This is a genomic window from Luteimonas salinisoli, from assembly GCF_013425525.1.
Lineage (GTDB): Bacteria > Pseudomonadota > Gammaproteobacteria > Xanthomonadales > Xanthomonadaceae > Luteimonas > Luteimonas salinisoli.
Map to the genome: position 1 here is coordinate 66,906 of NZ_JACCKA010000009.1, position 21,836 is coordinate 88,741.

General features: G+C 71.0%; 22 protein-coding genes. 13 read left to right on the forward strand and 9 right to left on the reverse strand.

The annotated features are described in order from the left end of the window. Nucleotides 1-34 precede the first annotated feature (34 nt). From H0E84_RS01260 to H0E84_RS01275, 4 genes are all read left to right on the forward strand, one after another. A complete protein-coding gene (locus tag H0E84_RS01260; protein ID WP_180676805.1) occupies nucleotides 35-799 on the forward strand; it encodes a MotA/TolQ/ExbB proton channel family protein in 765 nt (254 codons plus the stop codon). 26 nt (nucleotides 800-825) lie between these two features. Next, nucleotides 826-1,248 (forward strand): ExbD/TolR family protein, encoded by a 423-nt coding sequence (locus H0E84_RS01265; protein WP_180676806.1) that lies wholly within the window; start codon nucleotides 826-828, stop codon nucleotides 1,246-1,248. Nucleotides 1,249-1,260: 12 nt separating this feature from the next. Continuing rightward, nucleotides 1,261-1,674 (forward strand): ExbD/TolR family protein, encoded by a 414-nt coding sequence (locus H0E84_RS01270; RefSeq protein WP_180676807.1) that lies wholly within the window; start codon nucleotides 1,261-1,263, stop codon nucleotides 1,672-1,674. Nucleotides 1,675-1,878: 204 nt separating this feature from the next. Further along, entirely contained in the window at nucleotides 1,879-2,277 is a 399-nt protein-coding gene (locus H0E84_RS01275; protein ID WP_219339533.1) for an ExbD/TolR family protein, read from the forward strand. 22 nt (nucleotides 2,278-2,299) lie between these two features. Here the strand turns inward: H0E84_RS01275 and H0E84_RS01280 are convergent, their stop codons facing one another. The 3 genes from H0E84_RS01280 to cls form a co-directional block, all read right to left on the reverse strand. Next, nucleotides 2,300-3,040: a pyridoxine 5'-phosphate synthase gene (locus tag H0E84_RS01280; RefSeq protein WP_180676809.1), complete on the reverse strand. Its 741-nt coding sequence runs from the start codon at nucleotides 3,038-3,040 to the stop codon at nucleotides 2,300-2,302. A gap of 30 nt (nucleotides 3,041-3,070) precedes the next feature. After that, a complete protein-coding gene (locus tag H0E84_RS01285) occupies nucleotides 3,071-3,355 on the reverse strand; it encodes a hypothetical protein (protein ID WP_180676810.1) in 285 nt (94 codons plus the stop codon). Nucleotides 3,356-3,474: 119 nt separating this feature from the next. Further along, entirely contained in the window at nucleotides 3,475-4,920 is a 1,446-nt protein-coding gene (gene cls, locus H0E84_RS01290; protein WP_180676811.1) for a cardiolipin synthase, read from the reverse strand. A 317-nt stretch (nucleotides 4,921-5,237) separates the two neighbouring features. On the opposite strand from cls, the gene H0E84_RS01295 reads away from it, so the two are divergent. The 6 genes from H0E84_RS01295 (at nucleotide 5,238) to H0E84_RS01320 (ending at nucleotide 10,992) form a co-directional block, all read left to right on the forward strand. Further along, nucleotides 5,238-5,747 carry a hypothetical protein gene (locus H0E84_RS01295; RefSeq protein WP_180676812.1) on the forward strand — a complete coding sequence of 170 codons (510 nt, stop codon included), beginning with the start codon at nucleotides 5,238-5,240 and terminating at the stop codon, nucleotides 5,745-5,747. A gap of 2 nt (nucleotides 5,748-5,749) precedes the next feature. Continuing rightward, nucleotides 5,750-6,373 (forward strand): hypothetical protein, encoded by a 624-nt coding sequence (locus tag H0E84_RS01300; RefSeq protein WP_257644007.1) that lies wholly within the window; start codon nucleotides 5,750-5,752, stop codon nucleotides 6,371-6,373. A gap of 37 nt (nucleotides 6,374-6,410) precedes the next feature. Next, the gene (locus tag H0E84_RS01305) at nucleotides 6,411-7,940 is read left to right on the forward strand and encodes an adhesin (RefSeq protein ID WP_180676813.1); all 1,530 of its coding nucleotides are present in this window, start codon (nucleotides 6,411-6,413) and stop codon (nucleotides 7,938-7,940) included. Between the two features lie 106 nt (nucleotides 7,941-8,046). After that, nucleotides 8,047-8,742 (forward strand): C39 family peptidase, encoded by a 696-nt coding sequence (locus H0E84_RS01310; protein WP_180676814.1) that lies wholly within the window; start codon nucleotides 8,047-8,049, stop codon nucleotides 8,740-8,742. Nucleotides 8,743-8,754: 12 nt separating this feature from the next. Further along, complete coding sequence (locus H0E84_RS01315) at nucleotides 8,755-9,525, forward strand: hypothetical protein (protein WP_257643995.1); 771 nt, start codon at nucleotides 8,755-8,757, stop codon at nucleotides 9,523-9,525. A gap of 33 nt (nucleotides 9,526-9,558) precedes the next feature. Continuing rightward, nucleotides 9,559-10,992, forward strand: coding sequence for a transporter (locus H0E84_RS01320; protein ID WP_257643996.1), 1,434 nt, complete (start codon nucleotides 9,559-9,561; stop codon nucleotides 10,990-10,992). Nucleotides 10,993-11,022: 30 nt separating this feature from the next. Here H0E84_RS01320 and H0E84_RS01325 read toward each other — a convergent pair whose 3' ends face one another. Both H0E84_RS01325 and H0E84_RS01330 read right to left on the reverse strand, forming a co-directional pair. Next, nucleotides 11,023-12,348, reverse strand: a complete 1,326-nt coding sequence (locus tag H0E84_RS01325; RefSeq protein ID WP_180676815.1) for a sigma-54 interaction domain-containing protein — start codon at nucleotides 12,346-12,348, stop codon at nucleotides 11,023-11,025. Between the two features lie 409 nt (nucleotides 12,349-12,757). After that, the gene (locus H0E84_RS01330) at nucleotides 12,758-15,820 is read right to left on the reverse strand and encodes a ligand-binding sensor domain-containing diguanylate cyclase (protein ID WP_180676816.1); all 3,063 of its coding nucleotides are present in this window, start codon (nucleotides 15,818-15,820) and stop codon (nucleotides 12,758-12,760) included. 327 nt (nucleotides 15,821-16,147) lie between these two features. Between H0E84_RS01330 and H0E84_RS01335 the strand changes: the two genes are divergently transcribed. The 3 genes from H0E84_RS01335 to H0E84_RS01345 all read left to right on the forward strand — a co-directional run bounded on the left by H0E84_RS01335 (nucleotide 16,148) and on the right by H0E84_RS01345 (nucleotide 18,537). Next, nucleotides 16,148-17,254, forward strand: a complete 1,107-nt coding sequence (locus H0E84_RS01335; protein ID WP_180676817.1) for a PA0069 family radical SAM protein — start codon at nucleotides 16,148-16,150, stop codon at nucleotides 17,252-17,254. Nucleotides 17,255-17,332: 78 nt separating this feature from the next. Continuing rightward, nucleotides 17,333-18,100, forward strand: coding sequence for a sensor histidine kinase (locus H0E84_RS01340; RefSeq protein WP_180676818.1), 768 nt, complete (start codon nucleotides 17,333-17,335; stop codon nucleotides 18,098-18,100). After that, nucleotides 18,097-18,537 (forward strand): response regulator, encoded by a 441-nt coding sequence (locus tag H0E84_RS01345; protein WP_180676819.1) that lies wholly within the window; start codon nucleotides 18,097-18,099, stop codon nucleotides 18,535-18,537. The genes H0E84_RS01340 and H0E84_RS01345 overlap by 4 nt, the downstream gene beginning before the upstream one ends. Before the next feature lie 64 nt (nucleotides 18,538-18,601). On the opposite strand, the gene H0E84_RS01350 is transcribed toward H0E84_RS01345, so the two are convergent. The 4 genes from H0E84_RS01350 to H0E84_RS01365 are packed head-to-tail and all read right to left on the reverse strand — an operon-like array spanning nucleotide 18,602 to nucleotide 21,833. Beyond that, the gene (locus tag H0E84_RS01350) at nucleotides 18,602-19,327 is read right to left on the reverse strand and encodes a UPF0149 family protein (RefSeq protein WP_180676820.1); all 726 of its coding nucleotides are present in this window, start codon (nucleotides 19,325-19,327) and stop codon (nucleotides 18,602-18,604) included. Further along, nucleotides 19,324-20,064, reverse strand: a complete 741-nt coding sequence (locus H0E84_RS01355) for a 2OG-Fe(II) oxygenase (RefSeq protein ID WP_257643997.1) — start codon at nucleotides 20,062-20,064, stop codon at nucleotides 19,324-19,326. The genes H0E84_RS01350 and H0E84_RS01355 overlap by 4 nt, the downstream gene beginning before the upstream one ends. Before the next feature lie 36 nt (nucleotides 20,065-20,100). Further along, nucleotides 20,101-20,733: a response regulator gene (locus H0E84_RS01360; RefSeq protein ID WP_180676821.1), complete on the reverse strand. Its 633-nt coding sequence runs from the start codon at nucleotides 20,731-20,733 to the stop codon at nucleotides 20,101-20,103. After that, entirely contained in the window at nucleotides 20,730-21,833 is a 1,104-nt protein-coding gene (locus H0E84_RS01365) for a sensor histidine kinase (RefSeq protein ID WP_180676822.1), read from the reverse strand. The genes H0E84_RS01360 and H0E84_RS01365 overlap by 4 nt, the downstream gene beginning before the upstream one ends. Nucleotides 21,834-21,836 lie beyond the last annotated feature (3 nt).

The window sequence follows — 21,836 nt, forward strand, 5'->3', positions numbered from 1 at the left end:
TAACTCCAAACTTCACCACTCAAAGGTAAGCGTCATGCTGCAGGAAACCACCAACGCCCCTGTCACCGGAGCCGCCGACAGCGCCGCAGCGCTGCAGCAGATGGGCTTCGCGGACATGATCACGCACCTCGACATCGTCGGCTGGACCGTGTTGATCACGCTCCTGGCCATGTCGGCCATGTCGATCTACTGGATCATCTTCAACTTCATCAAGAACACCCGGCTGCGTTCCAGCTCCGACCGCGTGATCAGCACGTTCTGGGAAACCCCGAACGCGCAGGATGCGATCCGCTACATGGAAGAGCAGCCGCGCAGCGAGCCGTTCTCCAAGGTCGCGCTGGACGCGGCACAGGCCGCGGCGCACCACCAGCGCCACGAAGGTTCGCGTCTGGTCGAGTCGCTGAACCGCTCCGAGTTCGTCGATCGCGCGCTGCGTCAGGCCGTGACCCGCGAATCGCTGCGGCTCGAGGCCGGTCTGACCCTGCTGGCGACGGTGGGTTCGACCGCCCCGTTCGTCGGTCTGCTCGGTACGGTGTGGGGCATCTATCGCGCCCTGATCCGCATCGGCGCCAGCGGCCAGGCCGACATCGGCGCGGTCGCCGGTCCGGTCGGCGAGGCGCTGATCATGACCGCCATCGGTCTGGGCGTCGCGATCCCGGCGGTGCTGGGTTACAACTTCTTCACCCGCACCAACCGCATCACCAACAACAAGCTCGATACCTTCGCGCACGACCTGCACGACTTCTTCGCCACCGGTTCGCGGGTGGGCGACGTCGCTCCGCCTCCGGTCCAGCGCTGATCGGGTCGACTTGAGGGAGGTCCGACATGGCTTTCAGTAGCAACGAGGGTGGCGGCAAGCCGATGGCGGCGATCAACGTCGTGCCGCTCGTCGACGTGATGCTGGTGCTGCTGATCATCTTCATGGTCACGGCACCGCTGATGGCGCACAAGATCAAGGTGGACCTGCCGCAGGCCAACCTGGACCAGCGTCCGGACGAGGCCCCGCCGGCTCCTCCGATCACCATCGCGGTGACCGATACCGGCCAGATCTACCTCAACGATCAGCCGGTGACCCGGGAGCTGCTGGAAAGCGCGCTCTCGGTGGAGGCGCAGAAGACGCCGCAGCCGCCGGTCAACGTGCGCGGAGACGCCACCACCAAGTACCGGGTCGTCAACGAGGTCGTGACCATCGCGCAGGCCCAGGGCATGCGCAAGGTCGGCTTCGTCGCCACCCGCGAACAGAACTAACGGAGATCCACGATGGCATTCAGTTCCGATGCCGGCGAAGGCCCGATGGCCGACATCAACATCATTCCGCTCGCGGACGTGATGCTGGTGCTGCTGATCATCTTCATGGTGACGGCGCCGCAGCTGTCGTATCCGATCGACATCGACCTGCCGCAGCGCTCGATCACTCCACCGGAGAACCCGATGGAGCCGCCCGAGCCGATCCGCCTGCGGATCGATCCGGCCGGCCAGGTGTTCTGGAACGACAGCCCGACGCCGGTTACCGCCCTGCGCAACATGATGGAGGCCGAGGTCCAGCGCGATCCGACCAACCAGCCGACGCTGGAGATCGACGCGAGCGAGGACTCGGACTACGGCGTGCTGGCCAAGGTGCTGGCGCACGCCAAGAACGCGCAGATGCTCAAGATCGGGTTCGTCAAGAAGTAGCCGCGATACCACGGGCGGCGCTCCTGCAGCGCGCCGCCCGGACGCTTACCGCACCCTTCAACGCCGCCCCCGGGCGGCGTTTTTTTGTGCCCGCGCCGGCCGGACCTCAGCGGCCGCACGGCCTAGCTTGCGCGGGACGCGGGGCCGGGCGTAGGCTCCAGGCGTGGTTCCCGACCTGCGAGGTGTCCGATGACGTACTCCGCCGTGTCCACGCAACCCGCCGTCGCCGAGATCAACATCATCCCGCTCGCCGACATCATGCTGGTCCTCCTGGTGATCTTCATGATCGCCTCGCCGGCGCTGAGCCACCGCATCGACCTGGACCTGCCGCAGCCCGGGCCCGATCGCGCCGAGCCCACGCCGAGCCGGCCCCACGAATTGCGCATCGACGGTGCCGGACAGCTGTACTGGAACGGGTCGGTCACCACCGTGCAGGTGCTCGGCGTGCAGATGCGCGAGGCGGTGGCCGGGGCGGAAACCGGCGACGCGCCGCTACTGGCCATCTCCGCCGACCCGGACAGCGATTACCAGGCCCTGGCCTCGGTGCTCGCGGCCGCCCGCAATGCCGGGCTGCACCGGATCGGTTTCGTGCGCCAACCCTGAGCGATCCGGGTCGGGCGAAACGCTACAGCAGCGCCAGGTAGCGGCGCACCGTGGGCGCCAGCCCGTCGTCCAGGGCCTCGACGACCAGCGCGTGGCCGATCGAGACCTCCAGCACGCCGGGCACGGCGGCCAGGAACGTGGCCAGGTTCTCCTGGTTCAAGTCGTGGCCGGCATTGACTCCCAGCCCCGCCTCGTGCGCCCGCGCCGCGGTCGCGGCGCAGCGCGCCAGGACCTGCCGGGCGTCGCCGCGGGCATGGTCTGCGGCGAAGGGGCCGGTATAGAGCTCGATGCGGTCGGCGCGCGCCGCGGCCGCATGCTCCACGTCGGCGCCGGCGTCGGCGAACAGGCTGACCCGGCAGCCCAGCGCGCGCAGCTCGGCGACCGGCCCGTGCAGGATGGAGGCGTCGCGCGCGAAGTCGAAGCCGTGGTCGGAAGTCAGCTGGCCGTCCTCGTCGGGGACGAGCGTGGCCTGGTGCGGACGGGCCTGGCCGCACAACGCCAGGAATCCCGGATAGCCGGGGCGCGGCGGTGCGAACGGGTTGCCCTCGAGGTTGAACTCCACCCCGCGTTCGCGGCACAGCGTCGCCAGCGCCAGCACGTCGTCGGTGCGGGCATGGCGGGCGTCGGGCCGCGGATGCACGGTGATGCCGTGCGCCCCCGCGTCGAGACAGGTGCGCGCCGCCTGCAGCACGTCGGGATCGCGCCCGCCGCGGGCGTTGCGCAGCAGCGCGATCTTGTTGAGGTTGACGCTGAGCCGGGTCATGCCTGCACGGGCGCGGCGCCCGCCGCCGGATCAGCGCTGCGGAGCGTCGCCGGAGACGACCTGGCCGTCGGCCGCCTGGGCGTCCGCCGCGCGGCGCGCCTCGGCCTGCTCGCGCAGACGTCGAAGCTCCTGGGGGTCGATCATCATCGAATCGTCGCGGGTCTGGCTGCCGACGCGCTGGGCCAGCAGGCCCATCACCCAGAGCACCAGCAGCACCAGCGCGGCGAGGATGCAGACCACCACCAGCGCCAGGGATTGGGTGTACATCGCGATGGCGAACGCGGCGATGGCGAGGAGCAGGAACAGCCAGGGCATGGCGGGGTCCTTCGATCCATGAAATCCCCGCCAGTCTAGCGCCTGTGGCGTGTCATGGCAGCCGTCCGGCAGCCGGGAGGTGCCGCCCGTCGCGGCCGCCGTCGGCGCCCGGCGGGCCGCTACAGCAGCGGCGAGAGCAGCCGCGCCAGCGCCTCGGGCAGGCGCTGGCGCAGCAGCGGACGGCCGTCCGCTGCGCGCACCCTCGCGGCGCGGCGCAACTCGCCCTCGATATGGTCCGACAGTTCCGAAGCCAGGGCGGCGTGGTCGAACAGCACGGACACTTCGAAATTGAGCCGGAAACTGCGGTGATCGAAGTTCGCGCTGCCGACCAGCGCCAGCGAGTCGTCCACCACCAGGGCCTTGGTGTGCAGCATCCGCGGTCCGTACTCGTAGACCTTGACTCCGGCCTCCATCAGCGCGTCGAAGTAGGAGCGCGCCGCCAGGGTGACCAGTAGCGAGTCGCTGCGCTTGGGCAGCAGCAGGCGCACGTCGAGCCCGGCGAGCGCCGCCGAGGTCAGCGCCATCATGGCCGCCTCCCCGGGCACGAAGTAGGGCGTCACCAGCCAGACCCGCTCGCGGGCGGCGTGGATGGCGCTGACATAGATCCGGTGGATCGATTCCCTGGGCGAATCGGGACCCGAGGCCAGCACCTGGGCGGCGATCGGACCGCGCGCGGCCTCCGGCGTCTGCGCGGCGATCTTGCCGAGGCAGCGGTTGTCGGCGCCGGCATAGAGCCAGTCTTCCACGAACACCTTCTGCAGGCGCCGGACCGCTTCCCCCTCGATGCGGACGTGCAGGTCGCGGAAGGCGTCGTCGCGCCGCCGCTCGTCGTGGTCTTCGCTGATGTTGATGCCGCCGGTGTAGGCGACGCGGCCGTCGATCACCACGATCTTGCGGTGGGTGCGCAGGTTGAGCCACGGGCGCTGCCAGAAGCGGCCGAAGCGGGTCGGATGGAACCAGGCCACTTCGCCCCCTGCCGCGGAGAGGGCGTCGAAGAAGTGGCGTGCCCGCGCACCGCCGATGGCGTCGATCAGCAGGCGCACCTTGACCCCGGTGCGGGCGCGTTCCACCAGGGCATCGCGCAATGCGGCGCCGCAGCGGTCGGGATGATAGATGTAGTACTCGAGATGGACGTGCTCGCGAGCGCCGGCGATGTCCTCCAGCAACGCTTCGTAGGTGTTCCCGCCGTCGATCAGCAGGCGTACCGCCGTGGCCGACGCCGGCGCCAGCCCCGAGGCCGCGTGCGCCAGCTTGGCGAGCTCGGCGGCGTCGGCGTGGGCCGAGAATCCGTCCTCGTCCTGCGGCATGCGCGCGCGACTATGGGCGCGGCGCAGGCGCTGGCGGCGGATCCGCTGCGGTCCGAACACGTGGTAGATCAGGAACCCGAGGTAGGGCAGCAGCGCCAGCCCCAGCAGCCAGCTCAGCGTGGCCACGGGCTCGCGCTTCTGCAGCACGATCCAGCCGCCGAGCCAGACCACGTAAAGCAGCCAGACGCCGACCAGCAGGCCGGCGAGCGCGGGCGTGGAAACCAGCGCGTCCCAGCCGCGCTGCAGCAGTTCTGGCATCGGGGGCCTGCGGTCGGATCGGCGCGGAAGCGGTCTCTAGGCTATCGCCGCGATTGCGCCAGCGGAACCGCAGCGGCCGAAGACTGTAAAGCGTAACGCGCGGAGGTGTAACGGTCGCGAGACAGTCCGCCACCCGCCGCAAACCGCGGCGCCGCGCCGCGCCCTCGTCGCCGGCGCCCGCCGGCTGCCAAGCCCAGGTAACGCCCCGGCCCGCAACCGAACCGGGGGCTCGTGCGCAACCCATTGAAATAGCTAGTTTTTCGACGTTGGCACGGGGTCTGCGTTGGTTCCCTCGCCAACTCCGCCAGGGGACCACGATGACCATCGCCCGAACCATCGCGCTGCTGCTGCTCGCCAGCGCCGCCCCCGGGTTGGCGCAGGCCGCCGGCGCGCGCACCGGGGTCGAACCGAAGCATGGCGAGATCGTCCTGCTGCGCGACGTCAACGCGCGCCACGCCTACCGGCCGATGCCGCCGAGCATCGCGACGATCGTCGACCCGACCCCCAACCGCCAGATCGACCGGATGCTCGGCACCGGCGAACTGACCGATGCGGAGTTCGCGGCAATGGACTCCGGCAACAGCATGAACCTGGCCGGACGCCACGGCGTCGGCGCGGTCGAACGCATGACCGGCACCGCGGTCGGGGCGACCCTCGGCCGGGCAACGGCCGACGGCGGCGCGCTGTCCGGCGGCGGAATCAACGGCGCGCTGTCGGCGCCGCTGGGCGCGGTCGGCACCGCCACCCGCGGCGTCGGCGACCAGGTCAACCGCGCGCTGTCGCAGTTCCCGTTCGGACAGTCGCCGGCCGGAAACGGGGGCCCGTGAGCATGCGCGTCCTGCTCGCCGCGGCGGCACTGCTGCTCCCCTGCGCCTGGGCGCAAGCCCAGGAGGCCGACGACTACGCGGCCATGCTCGGCTGGCTGGCCGAGACGCGCATCGAAGAGCGCGCGTTCGCCGGCGCCAGCGGCGCGATCGCCGTCAACATGGCCGCCGGCGATCTCAACCAGCAGGCCAACCTGCGCAGCCTGGCCGTCGGCGACGGCGCGCACGCCAGCGCCTCGGCGCGCCAGCGCAGCCTCGCCGACGTGGCCGACGCTCCGCACGGCGCCGCGGCGGTGATCGGCGGCCGGGCCTTCGCCGGCGCCAGCGGAATGGTTTCCATCAATCAGGCCAGCGGCAGCGGCAACGCGGAACTCAACGCGATCGCCGTGACGCTGGCCCAGCAGGGCATACGCGAAACCAGCGACGAGCAACTGTCGTCGCCGGCGTTCGCGTCAGCGGGGCTGGAACACCGACCCAACCAGGGGGAGGCGGAGACGGTGGACCGCAAGGTCGCCGTGGACGCCTCTGCGCTGCAGGGGTTCGAGGGCGTGTTTCAGCTCAATCAGATCGCGGGGTCGGGCAATGCCGCGGACAATCACTTCGTGATGTCCGTGCAGACCGTTCCGTGAACCGGCACTTCACTCCAGAGAGAAAGCAGAGGACATCATGAAAGCGAATACGAAATGGACGGCGCTCGCGATCGCGCTCGCCACGGCAACGGCCGGTGCGGCACAGGCGCAGGACGTCGAGTACAACGAGACCGTGGTGATCGACCACGACATCACCGTCGACGACACCCGCAACTACACCACCAATACCAATACCACCACCAACACCAGCACCAACACCAACACCCACACCACCACCACCAACCTCGATGCCAATGCGTCGCTCGACCTTGACGTCGACGTGGACCTGGCCTACAGCGACAGCTTCGACCGCCGTACTCGCCAGCGCATCGACCAGAGCCTGACCGAGTCGCACAGCATGACCACCAATCAGGAGTACGAGAACATCGAGCGTACCGAGAACGTCAGCTCAGAGCGCAACGAGCACGGCGTCAACGTGCAGCTCGACAAGGAGCTTTCGCTGAGCTCGGACATCGCCTTCACCGGCGACCCGACCCTCTCCGGCGACATCGAGATCGACTCGGCGGCCATCGCCGTTGTCGACAACCGCCAGTCGATCACCGGGAACCTCGGCCTGAACGACATGCTGACCAACGACGCTTCGATCGGCGACGACGTCGGTTCCGACGCTTCGGGCAACCTGGCGTTCAACGTCGCCGCCGGCGACAACAACGCGCAGGACAATGCCGCCGCGCTGTCTGCCGCCGACGCCAGCTTCGCCTTCGGCCTGGCCGACGCCGAGATCTTCGTCAACCAGTACGGCGCCGGCAACGAGACGATGAACATGGGCGTGACCAACGCCGCGGACGTCGGCGGCAACGCCTTCGCCAACGCCTCGGGCAACATCGGCGTCAACGTCGCCTCGGGCAACAACAACGAGCAGAAGAACGCCATGGCCGCCTCGGTCGCCACGGCCGCCTATGCCCAGTCGAGCGTCAGCTCCAACCAGGTCTCGACCGGCAACGCGGTCAGCAACGCCGGCCGCATCGAGCAGATGACCGACAGCGTCGACGTCACCCTGACCGGCTCGGTGCAGGGCCTGTCGCTCGGCGTCGGTGTCGGCGCCTACGAGGGCACCCAGCAGGGCAACTACGCCGGTCGCGGCAACGCCTACCAGCAGAGCAACTTCTACGCCGACATGTGGGAGGGCCAGGACCATCCTGCCGGCGCCAACATCGGCCACGCCGACTTCGATGGCGCCTCGCAGGGGGCGGTGCTCAATCCCTACCGCGGCTCGGATGACCACGGGCCGATCGGAGGCCTGGCGTTCGACACCGACGAGGCCGGCAGCTACCGCGGCAGCGAGGAAGGCGAGCTGGGCTTCGTCGAGCTGTCCTACAGCGATCTGGTCGCCAGCCTGAGCGGCACGGTCAGCAGCACCCAGTGGATCGTGGTGGACGCGACCAATACCGCCAGCCTGTCCGGCAGCGCCTTCAGCGGCGCCTCGGGCAACATCGGCGTGAACGTCGCCGCGGGCACCGGCAACCTGCAGGCCAACAGCCTGGCCATGGCCGTGGCGCAGCCGTCCACCGGCGGCGGCGGCGGTGGCGGTGGCGGCGAGCAGTAGTCGCCGCAAGAGGTGAACTCCCGGCCCTCCCCTGAGCCGGGATTCTCTGGAAGCCCCGCTCCGCATTCCCCCGCGGAGCGGGGCCTTCCTTCCGAGGGAGATCCACATGCTGCACAAGATCATGGCTGGCGCTTGCCTCTGGCTGGCGGCGGTCGCCGGCGCCAGTGCCGCCGAGGTGCGCTTCTCCGGCGTGCTGCCGAACGGCGCACTGTTCGGCAAGACGGTGGAAAGCATGCGCGAGGCGCGCTTCCGCCACCTGGTAAGACAACACACCGACTACAGCTGCGGCGCCGCCGCGCTTGCGACGATCCTGCGCTACGCCTACAACCTGGACGCCGACGAGGCGACCGTGATCGAAGGGATGATGGGCGTGGCCGATCCGGCGGTGGTGCAGGAGCGCGGGTTCTCGCTGCTCGACATCAAGCGCTACGTCGAATCGCTCGGCATGCGCGGGCGCGGCTACCGCGTCGACGAGGACCGGCTGCGCAGCCTGCGCGTACCCGCGCTGATCCTCATGGACGTGCGCGGCTTCCGCCACTTCGTGGTGCTCAAGCAGATCGAAGGCGACATGGCCGAGGTCGCCGACCCGATCCTCGGCAACCGCAGCGTCCCGATGCCCGAGTTCCTCGACTCGTGGCCGTCCCGGGCCGTGTTCGTCGTTATCGCCAGTGACTTCGACCGGAACACGGTGCTGCTGCAGCCGGTGTCCCGGCCCAGCGCGAAAACGCTGTACGCGCGCCATGGACCGATCACCGATGCCGAACTGCTCGATTTCGGGTTCACGCACGCGGACCTGTTCTGAAGGAAAGAAACGATGGATGCCACCCGAACACTTCGATTGCTGCCGCTCCTGCTCGCCGGGCTGGCGATCGCGCCGGCCTGGGGCCAGGCCCCGTCGCGGGCCGACGCGCCACGGGGGCTGACCGAGATCCCCGATGCCGAGCTGGGCGCCATGCGCGGCCGCTATACCGTCGGCAACGACGCGGTGCTCTGGTTCGGCGTGACGATGATCTCGACCTGGCAGACCCAGTCCGGACAGACGCTGCAGGGACAGCTCAACGTCGGTTTCGACTTCAGCCAGGGCAAGCCCAGCGTCAGCTTCCTGCCCAGCGTCAGCATCACAGCGGCCGACGCGCCGCTGTCGACGCCACAGGGGCAACGGAGCGTCGACACCGCCGGCCTGGACAACGTCTCCGGCCTGGTACAGGGCGTGCAGGTGGCGGGCGACGGCAACGCCGCGCGCAACCTCACCACCCTGACCGTGCGCGACGGCGAGGCGCCGACGGCGGCCGGCCTGGAGGCCGGCAGCGCGCACGCCGGCGCCAGCGCCGCCGGAATGAGCGCCAGCGCCGGTTTCGACGGCAATGCCGCGAACGTGATGCTGCAGGTCGACGGCCACGGCATCGCCCGGCAGTGGATCCGCCCCGGCAGCCTCGGCCAGAGCGTCGCCCTGACCAGCGACGGCCAGGCGGTCAGCAACCAGCTGCACATGGAGCTGGTGCGGCAGTCGCTGCCGGCCAGCGCCGCGCTCGACCAGGGCGTGGCCCAGGCGATCTCGCTCACCCGCGGACTGGGCGGTATCTGAACGCCCATGCCGATGACCGTCCAGGAGTTCCGCTTGAAAAGGACCCCCCTCGCCCGGCCACGGCTGCTGGCCACGGCGCTTTCACTGGTGCTGTGCGGCACCGCCGCCGCGCAGGCGCCGACTGCGCCGAGCCCGGCCGAGTACAAGGAAATGGGCGAGCTGATGCAGGAGCTCGCCGAGCTCAAGGCCAGCTACGCCCAGGAAGTGCGGCGCCTGCGCGAGCTGGACATGCGCATGCAGGCGCTGCAGGCGCGGGTCAGCGGTCGGGTCGCGCCGGAAGGCGTGGCCGCGGACACGGCAGTCGCCGCAGGCACGGCAACGGCCCCCTCCCCCGCGCCGACCCCGGCCCCGCACCAGGCACCCGCGACGCCTGCGCAGCTGGATGCCGCGGCGGCGCCGTCCCCGCCGCCGCAGGAGGGCTATGCCAGCTCCGCCGAAGACGCCCAGCGCGCGCAGGAGGGCTATGCCAGCTCCGCCGAAGACGCCCAGCGCGCGCAGGAGGAGGAGACCCGCAGCGTCGCCGACGTCAAGCAGCAGAACCAGGCGCTGTTCAACCAGCGCCTGATCCTGGAGAACAGCGTCAGCTACAACCGCTACGACCGCAAGCAGCTCACCCTCAACGGATTCCTGGCGCTGGACGCGATCTTCCTGGGCAACATCGCCATCGAGAACGTCGAGTCCGACACCCTGAACTACAACTTCGCCGCGCGCTGGGGCCTGAGCCCGCGCCTGACCCTCAACGTCGACGTGCCCTATATCGCCCGCAAGACGGTCTACCAGAAGGGCGGTGCCGGTGGCGCCGCGGCCGCGATCGCCCAGGAGCAGACCACCGGTGCGGGTCTGGGCGACATCTCGGCCAGCGCGAACTACAAGCTGTTCGGCGAGCGCGGCTTCCTGCCCGAGACCGTGCTCAACTTCGGCGTCACCGCGCCGACCGGTCGCGAGCCCTACGGGATCCCGTGGGAGGTGCTCGAACGCGACGAGGACGACTTCATCCGCTTCGCGGTGCCCGAGGAACAGCCCACCGGCAACGGCGTGTGGCAGGCCACGGTCGGGCTGTCGGCGGTCAAGACCACCGATCCGGCGATCCTGTTCGGCAACATCGGTTACGTACACTCCTTCACTGGGGACTTCGACGATCTCGACAACAACCCGGCCACGACGAATCCTGGCGAAGTGAAACTGGGGCGCGCGTTCTACTTCGGCGCGGGCGTCGCCTTCGCCTTCAACGAGCGCACCAGCCTGAGCATCTCGCTCAGCGACCGACTCAACGCCCGGGCCCGGACCCGCTACGAGAATGCCGACTGGATCAAGGTGATCGCCAGCGACGCCAACGCCGCCACCTTCAACCTCGGCGTCACCCACGCGCTCAACGAGAACACCACCGTGGTCGGGCTGCTCGGCATCGGGCTGACGCCGGACGCCCCGGACTTCAACCTGACCTTCAAGGTGCCGTACATGCTGTGAGGCGGCCGCGCCGCGTCGGCGGCGCGGATCTCAGCGCAGTTCCGACAGCGTCAGGCTGTGCTTGCGGCACAGGCGGTACACGGTGACGCGGGAGACCCGCAGCCGCCGCGCGCTGGCGCTGACGTTGTAGCCGGTCTCGCGCAGGACCGAGAGCACCGCCTCGCGCTCGGCCTGCTCGCGTCTCTGGTCGAGCCCGGGACCACCGGCATGGCCGTCGCCCAGGTGCAGGTCCGCCGGACCGATCAGCGCCTGCTCGGCGATCACCGCGGCGCGCCGCACCCGGTTGAGCAGCTCGCGCACGTTGCCCGGCCAGCGGTGTGCGCGCAGCGCCTGGCGGGCCGCGGCGCTGAAGCCCCGCGCAGTCACCGCGTGCTGTTCGCGGAACTCCTCGAGGAAGCGTCGCGCCAGCAGCTCCACGTCCTCGCCGCGGTCGCGCAGCGGCGGCATCGCCAGGCGCAGCACGTCGAGGCGATAGTAGAGATCCTCGCGGAAGCGGCCCTCAGCCACCGCCTTCTCGAGGTCGACGTGGGTCGCTGCCAGCACCCGCACGTCGATGCGCAGCGAATGGCTGTTGCCGATCCGCTCCAGGGTGCCTTCCTGCAGCACGCGCAGCAGGTTGGTCTGCGCGTCCATCGGCAGATCGCCGATCTCGTCGAGGAACACGGTGCCGTTGTCGGCGGATTCGAACAGGCCGATGCGGCGCGCGCTGGCGCCGGTGAAGGCGCCCCGCTCGTGGCCGAACAGCTCGGCCTGCACCAGGCTCGGGGGCAGCGCGCCGCAGTTGACGGCGACGAAGGGTCCGCGGTGCCGCGACGAGCGCTCGTGCAGCGCGCGCGCCGCCAGCTCCTTGCCGGTGCCGGTCTCGCCAGTGATCAGTACCGGCAGGTCTACGCGCGAATAGCGGTGCACGATGGCGTGCACCTCGAGCATCGGCGGGCTCTGGCCGACCAGACCGGTGGCTTCTACCGGCGCCAGCCCGGTCTGGTCGAAGGCTGCCAGCGCCTGACCCAGCTGGTGGGTGTTGAGCGGCGCTACCAGCCGTTCGCCGCAGGCGCTGAGGATCCGCCGCACCGCGGCGGCTTCGTCGGGGGTGCGCTCGGAGGTGAGTGCCAGCAGCGGCAAGTCGGCGTGATCGTTGACCTGCCGTTCCAGCGCCTCCAGGCCCTCGGCGACGCCGCAACGCAGGTCGACCAGGCCGATCACCTGGTCCTCGCCGCGCATTCCCACGCGTACGTCGCGGGCCGGGTCGGCGATACGCAGGCGCCATCCCGCCGCCGAGAGCAGGTCCTGCTCGCGCCGCGACGGACGCCCGAACCAGATCACGCAATGCGGGTTGAAGTTGGGAACGGCTGCCATCGTTACGGCCCTGAAGTCGGCCGCCCGGGGCGGCACGGGAAGAGCCGCCAGCGTGCGACGGCCCGGAGTATCGGCAGGACGGATGACGTGCGGATGTCCGGCGGACGACCCACGGGACCGGCGGAGGTGACCATCGGCCGGCCGCCGCCGCCCTCAGCGCGGATGGCGCCGGACATCGGCACGGACGCGACGGGTCCGGGTTTGGAGCGCGGCAAACTGCACCGGATCGCTTCCGGCGCGGCCGGGGCGTGCCCGGCGGAGCTTCGGTTCGGCCAGCATCGTGCGTTCCCCTTGCTTCGCCCCCGGGAATGCCGAGGGTGACGACTGGTACCGGACTACAACGCCAGCCTCGTCGCCGGCCGGCCACCTCGCCACTACGCCATTCAGGTTCGGCCGCGCCCGCCGCCGCTCAGCCGCCGGCCGTCGGGGTGCCGGAGGTCAGCAGCCGCGCCCCGCCGTCGGCCAGGAGGTGCTCCAGGCTGCCGTCGATGCCGCCGGTGCGCGCGGCAGCGGCCTCGGTGTCGGCCACCGCACCCGCCCACGCGTTGCGGCCGCGGCGCTTGGCCAGATACATGCACTGGTCGGCGATGGCGACGACCTGTTCCCAGTTCACACGCTCGGGTTGCCCGCCGAAGAACGGATATCCGGCGAACCCCACCGAACAGGTACAGCGGATGCTGCGGCCATCGCCCAGTTCGAAGTCCGTGTCCGCCACCTCGGCGCGGATCCGCTCGGCGAGCAGCGCGCCGTCCCTGGCCGAACCCGAATGCGAGATCAGCAGGAACTCCTCCCCGCCCCACCGGACCGGCGTGTCGGCGCGGCGGGAAATGCGCCGCAGCAGCGCGCCGAACTGCGCCAGGATCGCGTCTCCGGCGTCGTGGCCGAAGCGATCGTTGATGGACTTGAAGTCATCGATGTCGACCATGAAGAACAGCAGCATGGCGGCCCCGCCGGAATCGCGGAACGCACGGTCGACCAGGGCGATGTCGGTCGCGATGTTCTGTACCACGTGGCGCCTGTTCTTCAGACCCGTCAGCGGGTCGGTGACGCTTTGCTCGGCGAGCGCCCGGTTGGCCGATTCCAGGGCGCGGTTGGCGCCCGAGAGCTCTTCGGTGCGCCGCGCCACCAGTGCCTCGAGTTCCTCGTTGCGCCGCAACAAGCCCGAGGCGTGCCAGCGCAGGCCGGCCCAGAGCGCGAGCACGCCCAGCAGCAGCCAGGCGAGATAGGCTTTCCAGGTCATGTACCAGGGCGGGAGGATGCGCAGCTCGAGCACTGCCTCCTGGCTGCGCGCGCCGTACACGTTTCGGGCGCGGACCCGGAAGCGATGGGTGCCCGGGGGGATCTTGGTGTAGTCGCGATAGCCCTCGGCGCGCCACGTCGACCAGGTCGTGTCCACTCCCTCCAGCCACACCTGGTAGCGGTTCCCGTCCAGCATGTCGTAGCTGGGCGCTGCGAACTCGAACCGCAGCGAGCCCTCGCCGGCCTCCAGTTCCAGCTGCGGGAGCGGGCCGGCGCCGCCGTAGAGCACGCGTTCGTCGCGCCCGGTCACCCTGCGCACGAGCGCCCGGAACGGCAGCGGGTCGGCGACGTCCAGGGCGGGATCGTATCTGTGCAGGGCATCCTCTCCGCCGATCCAGACCACGCCGTCGTCGTCGACCTGGAACGCCAGATAGGCGGCTCCGGCGATCGGAAGCAGTCTTGCGCCGTCCCAGCGCAAGCCGTCCTTCCCGGCGGGGACGACGGCGCCGACCTCCCTGGTCCCCAGGGAATCGCTTTCGGAGAAGGCCCAGATGCGGCCGTGGTGGTCCTGATGGAGCGCTCCCAGACGTCGCGGACCGTCGGGGAAAAGGCCCTGCAGACCCTCGACGGGAGCGAAGCGACCCGCGGCTTCGTCGAACTCCAGGATGCCGGCGTCGGTGGCGAAGACCGGACGCCCATCGACCAGGTAGACATCCGTCATTCCTTCGGCCAGGCCGTGCTCCACCGAGAAGCGCTCGAGGACCGCATCCGCGAGCGGAGCCCCCGATGCCGGCCCCTGGAAGGTCGCACGGTAGACGTTCTCGCCGCGCGTCCCCATCCACAGCCGTCCCAGAGCGTCCTCCGCCAGGGTATAGAGCCCTGCGCCGGTCGGCTCGTGGAGCGGCTCCACCACCCACCCGGTCCCGACCCGGCGCATCGCCCGCAGGCCGCCGCTGGAGCCGACGAAGACGCGCGCAGGATCGACCCGCGAGCGCAGCAGCGACATCGAACCGTCGTTGTCGAGGATGCGCCGCAGCCGCCCGTCGCGCAGTTCGAACACGCCGGTGAGACTCACGGCGAGCAGCGCATCGTCGAACCGCAGCAGCGACCAGACCAGCCCCGGGACCTCCGGTTCCCGCACGAAGCGGGCGTTGGACCCGGCGCCCGCCTCGAGGCGGAACAGACCGCGCGTGGTGCCGACGTACAGCGCGCCCTGATGGCGTTCGATCGCCAGGACCGCGCCGATCAGCCCGCTGCGGGCATCGAAACGCGACAGCGGCCGGTTCTGCGAGATCCGCGCCACGCCCTGCCCGGTTCCCAGCCACAGACCCGCCTCGCGGTCCTGGTGCATGGCGAACACGCTGTCGTCGGCCAGGCCGGTGGAACTGTCCAGCCGCAGCTGCTGGGCGCCGCTGTGGTCGAGCAGGGTGAGCCCGCCCTGGAGCGTACCGAACGCGAACCGATCCGCCGCCAGGCGCTCGGCGACGTACAGCAGGTCCCGCGTCATGGCGGCGTCGGCCTGCGTCGGCCAGGGATGGTAGTCCCGGCCGTCGAATCGCAGCCAGCCCTGGGTGCGGGTACCGATCAGGAGTTGCGCCTTCTGCGCGCCCGACGGCGCGTTCCACGGCAGCATCGCGTAGACCCGTTCCTCGGCAAAGCGCTCGCCACCCGGTAGAGGCTGGAAAGCGCCGTCGACGAACTCCACCAGCCCCTCCCCGGCCTTGCGCAGCAGGATCCGGCCGTCGACTTCGAAGGAGAGGTGGAACGGGGTCGCCGACTGCCATGATTCGACGCGCCCCTCGCGCAGGCGAAACAGGATCTGCGGGCTGAAGAAATAAATGTCGTCGCGCACCGGATGGATGCGCCACACATCCGCGAAGCCGCGTTCGTCGACGCCGAGCCCGGGCACGAGCGATTCGTAGCGCATTTCGCCGGCCGCGTCCGGGGCGAGGACCCCGAACTCCCCCTGGGCGCCGACGTAGACCCTGCCGTCCGATCCGACCGCGAGGGAACGGACGATCGTTCGCTTGGGAAGCGCGATTCGGCGCCAGCGGATGCCGTCGAACTCCATGACCCCGTCGTCGCCGTTGCCCACGTAGATCAGGCCGCGCGGATCCTGGGTGATCGCCCAGTTCTGGCCGCCGCCGCCGTAGTCGCTCGGGGCGAAGCTCTGCAGGTACGGAAGTCCGGCCTCCGCGGCGGCGCTGGCCCGCGCCGCGGGAACGGCCGCCAAGGCGAGAAGCGCCGCCGTGGCCACGCTCCGCCAGAGACGCGCCGCCCCCCCGGAAACGGCGCCCGCCGGACGGCGGGGTCCGGGCTGGGGGAAAGCATGGGCATGGGTGGACATGGGTGCCTCACGGGCGCGTGGCCACGGTCGACCGGGCCTGGTGGCGCGTGACCGGTCCGACATCACGTGGCTCGGCCCCTTCATGGTAACGGCCCAGTACCCGCGAAGTAGCGGCCCGGGTCCCGCGAACTTGAGCCGCTTCCGGCTCCGGGCTGTCGGACGCCGGGCCGGTCCCGTCGCGGCCTCTGAGACCGCCGGGCGTATCCTGAGCGGATGCGCGAGGACGAGACACTGCGGCTCCGGGCCCAGGCGCCGACCCGCGGACGGGGCTCGGCCTCCTACGTTCCCGGACGCTACGAGACCCGGGAGGTGTCCGCCGTGGACGACGGCTGGGACACGATCGCCGCGGTGGTCGAGGGCGCGCTGGCCTCCCATCCCGACACCAGGGTCACCGAGGAGCGCGCGCGGACGATCGTCAGCCGCAACGACTCCCCGGACGTCGGTTTCAACCAGTCGGTCAATCCGTACCGCGGCTGCGAGCACGGTTGCGTGTACTGTTTCGCGAGACCTTCGCACGCCTATCTGGACCTTTCGCCGGGGCTCGACTTCGAGACCCGCCTGTACGCCAAGACCAACGCCGCCGAACGCCTGCGCGCCGAGCTGGCCAAACCGGCCTACCGCTGCTCGCCGATCGCCCTGGGCATCAACACCGACGCCTACCAGCCGGTCGAGCGCCGCTACCGGATCACCCGCGAACTGCTGCAGGTGTTCGCGGAATGCAGGCACCCGGTCAGCCTGGTCACCAAGAGCGCGCTGGTGCTGCGCGATCTCGACCTGCTGGCGCCGATGGCGGCGCAGCGCCTGGTCACCGTGCATCTCTCGGTCACCACCCTCGACAACCGGCTCTCGGCGCGGATGGAGCCGCGTGCTGCGGCGCCGCATACCCGGCTCAAGGTCATCCGCCGGCTGAGCGAGGCCGGGGTGCCGGTGGGGGTGCTGGTGGCGCCGGTCGTGCCGGCGATCACCGACAGCGAGCTCGAGGCGATCCTGGCCGCGGCACGGGAGCACGGCGCCGGCGCCGCCGGCTACGTGCTGCTGCGGCTGCCGCACGAGCTCAAGCGGATCTGGCGCGAGTGGCTGGAACTGCACTATCCGGATCGCGCCGCGCACGTGATGAGCCTGGTCCGGCAGATGCGCGGCGGTCGCGACTACGACAGCGGCTTCGGCCGGCGCATGCGCGGCGAGGGGCCGTTCGCGGAGCTGATCGCCGGACGCTTCGCCCGCGCCCACCGCAGGCTCGGCTTCGGCCGGCTGCCGCCGCTGGACGCGGCCGCCTTCGTCGCGCCGCGCCCGCCGTCGCCGCAGGGGCAGCTGTTCTGAGCCTCGGGGTTTAGCCGCGATACACACCATCGCCCCCGCGGTCTCGCTAGACTGCCCGCGTACCGCCCGGACCACGCGATGCCCCCCGATCCAGCCGCCGTACCGCCTCCAGGCGATGCCGACGCCCGGCCGCCCGAGGCCGAGCGCGCGCTGCAGATGCTGCGCCGGCAGCAGGAGATCCTCGCCCACGGCATCTCCCACGACCTGCGCGCGCCGCTGCGCGCCATCGCCGGGTACGCGCAGATCCTCGTCGCCGGCCATGGCGAAGGGCTGGATCCGCGCGGTCGCGACTACCTCGACCGCATCTGCGAGGCGGCCGCGCGCATGGAGGAGCTGATCGAGGGGCTGCTGATGCTGTCGCATGCGGCGCGAGCGCCGCTGCGCGAGAGCGAAGTCGACCTCAGCCTGCTGGCCGAGTGGAGCCTCGCCGAGCTGCAGGATGCCGAACCCGGCCGCGCCGCCGAGATCGGCGTGCAGCCGCAGCTCGCCGCCTGGGGCGACGAACGCCTGCTCAAGCAGCTCTTCGAGCGGCTGCTGCACAACGCCTGGAAGTTCTCGGCCGAGCGCGACCGGGTGCGCATCGAGGTGCGCGGGGAGCGCCGCGGCGGACGCACGGTGATCTCCATCGTCGACCACGGCAGCGGCTTCGACATGCGCTATGCTGACCGCATGTTCGAACCTTTCCAGCGCCTGCACGGACCGGAACAGGGCGGCGGACACGGGCTCGGGCTGGCGGTGGTGCAGTGCATCGCGGAGCGTCACGAGGGCCGGCTGTGGGCGGAGTCGACACCCGGCTCCGGCAGCGTGTTCCACGTCGAGCTTCCGGCGCCGCGGAGTTCTGCATGAAGGAAAAAGAGATCCTCCTGGTCGAGGACAATCCCGACGACGTCGAGCTGACCCGCATCGCCTTCGCCGAGGCCAAGATCGCCAACACCCTGACCGTGGTGCGCGACGGCGCCGAGGCGCTGGATTTCCTGTTCACCCGTGGCGCCTACGCCGACCGCGACCCCGAGGACCTGCCCTCGATCGTCCTGCTCGACCTCAACCTGCCCAAGGTCGACGGCCGCGAGGTGCTGCAGGCGATCCGCGGCGACGTCCGCACCCGCGCGCTGCCGGTGGTGGTGCTGACCACCAGCAACGAGCCGTTCGACGTCGAGGCCAGCTACGCGCTCGGGGTCAACAGCTACATCCGCAAGCCGGTCGACTTCGAGCAGTTCGTCTGGGCGGTCAAGCAGGTCGGGTTGTATTGGCTGGTGCTCAACCAGCCCCGCGAGGGCGGCTGACCCTGCGGACCTGGGGCGCCGCGACCGGCGGTCGCGGGCGCCGGGCGACTCCCGGCCGCGCAGGTCAGCCCCCGCAGCACTTCTTGTATTTGCGCCCGCTGCCGCACGGGCACGGCGCGTTGCGTTCCGGCGTCGCCGCGCGCTGCAGGGGCACGCGCGGGGTGAGCATGGCGATGCGGTGGCAGTGCAGGTCGGAGAGGATTCCCGGCAGCGCCAGCACGATCTCCAGCCGCTCGGCATAGGTCGGCATCTCGAATCCGGGCAGGCCGGCCAGTCCGGCGCGGGTTTCCTCCGGCAGATCCGGGGTGATCACCAACCGGTCGATCAGCGCGAGCGCGTCGACCATCCAGTCCTCCGCACTCAGCCAAGCGTCCCAGCCGGCCTCGCCCAGCTCCACCGCGCGGAAGAACCCCAGCGCCCAGTCGAGCCCGATGTCGAGGCCGTCGTCCCCTTCCCCGAGCGGGCCCTCGGGCAGCCACAGCAGCAGGCCCAGGCGATCGGGCAGCGGCGCGTCGCCATGGCGCGCGCGCTGGCCGGCCAGCGCCTGGTGCGCGGCCAGCAGGTCGTCGATCTCGCGCGCCTGCTCCGGGTCCAGGCCGCCGGGGCGGCGGCCGCCCCACACCGCCGGCTCCCAGCGCTCGACGGGCAGCGGCTCCGGCGCCACCGCCAGCGCCGACAGGAACCCGTCGAGCATCTCCAGCCCCATGCCGCCGAACGGCACCGCATGGCGGTCCAGCAGTTCCGACAGCCGGTCGACGCCGGCGTCGTCCAGCACCGGTCCGTCGCTCATCGCGCGAACATCCGTTCCGCGCGCTGGAACAGGATCCAGCTGGTGGCGATGAACTTGTCGCCACCCTCCGGGCGGTTGCCGCGGTGGGTGTGGGTGAACGCGGTCGGCGCCAGCAGCAGGTCGCCGGTGCGCGGCGCGACCTTGCGCTGCTGGAACAGGAACTCGGTCTCGCCGGCATCGAAGCCGTCGTTGAGGTACACCGTCCACAACAGGTGCCGGTGCAGGGTCTCGCATTCGGGATCGCGCGGGTACAGTTCGCAATGCCAGTACGGATAGCCGCCCTCGCCCGCCCGGTACCACTGCAGGTTGATCGTCCCCGGGCGCAGGCAGGTGCGCGCCAGCTCGCCGAGCCGGCGGTCGTCCATCGCTGCGACGTCGTCGGCCTCGAGCCGGCGAAGCGCCCCGTCGGCGCCGGGCTGCTGCAGCATCAGCGGCGCGATCAGCGCCTGCGGCCAGCGCCGCAGGTAGGCCAGCAGGCCGCCGTAGACCGCCACGTTGAGCGCCTGCTCCACGTCGGCCCAGTCGCGGTTGCCGGCCAGCGACAGGTCGCGGCTGCGCTTGAGTTCCGGGTACACGCCGCCGCCCACCTCGCCGGGCCGCAGCGCGTCGCTGGCGCGCATCCGCGCGACGATCGCCGCGCAAGCGTCGGCGTCGAGCACCCCCGGGGTGACCTGGATGAAGTCGTCGCGGTCGGGAGCGGTGTCGGGCATGCGCGGCGAGCCGTTCGGAGCGGCCATCCTCTCACGCGGGCGTCGGGGCGCGCACGTCCGCGCTCAGATCACCCGCAGGGTGATCGCCTTGAGCACCGCCCGGGTGCGGTCGCGGGTGCCGAGCTTGTCGAGGATCACCGAGACGTAGTTCTTCACCGTGCCCTCGGCCAGGAACAGGCTGCGGGCGATCTCGCGGTTGGAATATCCGCCAGCGAGCAGCCGCAGGATCGACACCTCGCGCTCGCTGAAGGTGTCGACCGGGGCGCTGTCGTCGTGGTAGCGATAGCGCGCGCGGACCGGGTCGGTACTGACCGGCTGCAGCAGGCTCTCGCCGGCGGCCAGCCGCTCGATCGCCTCGCGCAGGTCCTCCGGTGCGGCGTCCTTGAGCAGGAAGCCCTGCGCGCCGGCCTCGCGCGCGCGCAGCAGCAGGTCGGCCTCGTCGAAGGTGGTCAGCAGCAGCACCGGGGTGAGGTCGCCGCGCGCGCGCAGCGCCGTCACCGCGTCCACGCCGTCGGTGCCGGGCATGCGGATGTCGCTGAGGATCACGTCGACCGGGGTTTCCTCGAGCTGGCGCAGCAGGCTCTCGCCGCACTCGGCCTCGAACGCGATCGCCACGCCCTGCTGCTCCAGCAGCGCGCGCAGCCCGGCGCGCACCAGCGCCTGGTCGTCGGCCAGGGCGATGCGCAGCCCGCTCATGCCGGCAGGCTCGCGTCGATGCGCAGCGCGCCGTGCGCGCCGGCCGCGAATGCCAGCGACCCGCCCAGCGCCGCCACGCGCTCGCGCATGCCCGCCAGGCCGTTGCCCTCGCGCAGCGGCCCGCGCAGGCGCCCGTCGTCCTCCACCTGCAGCTGCAGCGCGCCCTCGCGCATCGACAGGCGCACGCACACCGTGTCGGCATCGGCGTGCCGCGCGCTGTTGGTCAGCGCCTCCTGCACCACCCGCAGGACGGTCTCGGCCAGCGCCGGGTCGCCGATGTGCACGTCGCCGTCGATCTCCAGCTTCAGGGTCGGGCGCGGCAGCGGCGCGGCCAGCGCATGCAGCGCGGTGGCCAGGTCCAGGCCGCGCGAGTCGCGCAGCGACTGCACCACGCCGCGGATGTCGCCGAGCAGCTCCTGCGACATGCGCTGGGCGATGCGCAGCTCCTCGCGCCCGGCCAGCTGCGGGTCGTTGGCCAGGGCGCGCAGATTGAGGGTCATCGCGGTGAGCTTGTGGCCGGCCACGTCGTGCAACTCGCGCGCCACCCGCACCCGTTCGCCGTCGCGGGCGCTGTTGGCCAGCAGTGCCCGGGTCGCCAGCAGGTCGCCATTGACCCGCGACAGCGACTCCAGTGCCTGGTCGGAGCGGCGCATGTAGTAGGCGGTCATCGCCGCGAAGGTCTCGAAGCCGCTGTAGATCATCACCACCAGCCAGGCGGCCGGATGGCCGCCGTGCTCGAGCAGTGCGAACATCGCCAGGTTCAGCAGCACCGCCATGACCGCGGTCGCGCGCGCCGGATACTCCATCGCCAGCTGCGCCACCAGGATCACCAGCAGCACCGGGGCGGTGCCGCCGTGCGGCGCCAGCCAGATCACCGCCAGCGCGGCCAGCGCCTGCAGCGCGTGCAGCGCCAGGCGCCAGCGCCGCCGCCGCACGTAGTCCGCGCCGAGCATCGCCGCCAGGAACAGGCCCAGCAGCGTCCACACCAGCGGCCGGCTCAGCTCGGCGGACTCGGTGCGCAGCGCCAGCCCCACCGCCAGCCAGGTCACGACCGCGGCCAGGTTCAGCGGATGCAGCAGCGTGCGCAGTGCGGCGGGCATGGC

What these genes read in the sequence shown, in the direction of transcription:
- H0E84_RS01260 (WP_180676805.1), top strand. Translation starts at nt 35, where the DNA reads ATGCTGCAGGAAACCACCAACGCCCCTGTCACCGGAGCCGCCGACAGC.
- H0E84_RS01270 (WP_180676807.1), top strand. Translation starts at nt 1,261, where the DNA reads ATGGCATTCAGTTCCGATGCCGGCGAAGGCCCGATGGCCGACATCAAC.
- H0E84_RS01310 (WP_180676814.1), top strand. Translation starts at nt 8,047, where the DNA reads ATGCTGCACAAGATCATGGCTGGCGCTTGCCTCTGGCTGGCGGCGGTC.
- H0E84_RS01295 (WP_180676812.1), top strand. Translation starts at nt 5,238, where the DNA reads ATGACCATCGCCCGAACCATCGCGCTGCTGCTGCTCGCCAGCGCCGCC.
- H0E84_RS01315 (WP_257643995.1), top strand. Translation starts at nt 8,755, where the DNA reads ATGGATGCCACCCGAACACTTCGATTGCTGCCGCTCCTGCTCGCCGGG.
- H0E84_RS01305 (WP_180676813.1), top strand. Translation starts at nt 6,411, where the DNA reads ATGAAAGCGAATACGAAATGGACGGCGCTCGCGATCGCGCTCGCCACG.
- H0E84_RS01285 (WP_180676810.1), bottom strand. Translation starts at nt 3,355, where the DNA reads ATGCCCTGGCTGTTCCTGCTCCTCGCCATCGCCGCGTTCGCCATCGCG.
- H0E84_RS01340 (WP_180676818.1), top strand. Translation starts at nt 17,333, where the DNA reads ATGCCCCCCGATCCAGCCGCCGTACCGCCTCCAGGCGATGCCGACGCC.
- H0E84_RS01280 (WP_180676809.1), bottom strand. Translation starts at nt 3,040, where the DNA reads ATGACCCGGCTCAGCGTCAACCTCAACAAGATCGCGCTGCTGCGCAAC.
- H0E84_RS01360 (WP_180676821.1), bottom strand. Translation starts at nt 20,733, where the DNA reads ATGAGCGGGCTGCGCATCGCCCTGGCCGACGACCAGGCGCTGGTGCGC.
- H0E84_RS01350 (WP_180676820.1), bottom strand. Translation starts at nt 19,327, where the DNA reads ATGAGCGACGGACCGGTGCTGGACGACGCCGGCGTCGACCGGCTGTCG.
- H0E84_RS01345 (WP_180676819.1), top strand. Translation starts at nt 18,097, where the DNA reads ATGAAGGAAAAAGAGATCCTCCTGGTCGAGGACAATCCCGACGACGTC.
- cls (WP_180676811.1), bottom strand. Translation starts at nt 4,920, where the DNA reads ATGCCAGAACTGCTGCAGCGCGGCTGGGACGCGCTGGTTTCCACGCCC.
- H0E84_RS01365 (WP_180676822.1), bottom strand. Translation starts at nt 21,833, where the DNA reads ATGCCCGCCGCACTGCGCACGCTGCTGCATCCGCTGAACCTGGCCGCG.
- H0E84_RS01300 (WP_257644007.1), top strand. Translation starts at nt 5,750, where the DNA reads ATGCGCGTCCTGCTCGCCGCGGCGGCACTGCTGCTCCCCTGCGCCTGG.
- H0E84_RS01355 (WP_257643997.1), bottom strand. Translation starts at nt 20,064, where the DNA reads ATGGCCGCTCCGAACGGCTCGCCGCGCATGCCCGACACCGCTCCCGAC.
- H0E84_RS01325 (WP_180676815.1), bottom strand. Translation starts at nt 12,348, where the DNA reads ATGGCAGCCGTTCCCAACTTCAACCCGCATTGCGTGATCTGGTTCGGG.
- H0E84_RS01265 (WP_180676806.1), top strand. Translation starts at nt 826, where the DNA reads ATGGCTTTCAGTAGCAACGAGGGTGGCGGCAAGCCGATGGCGGCGATC.
- H0E84_RS01335 (WP_180676817.1), top strand. Translation starts at nt 16,148, where the DNA reads ATGCGCGAGGACGAGACACTGCGGCTCCGGGCCCAGGCGCCGACCCGC.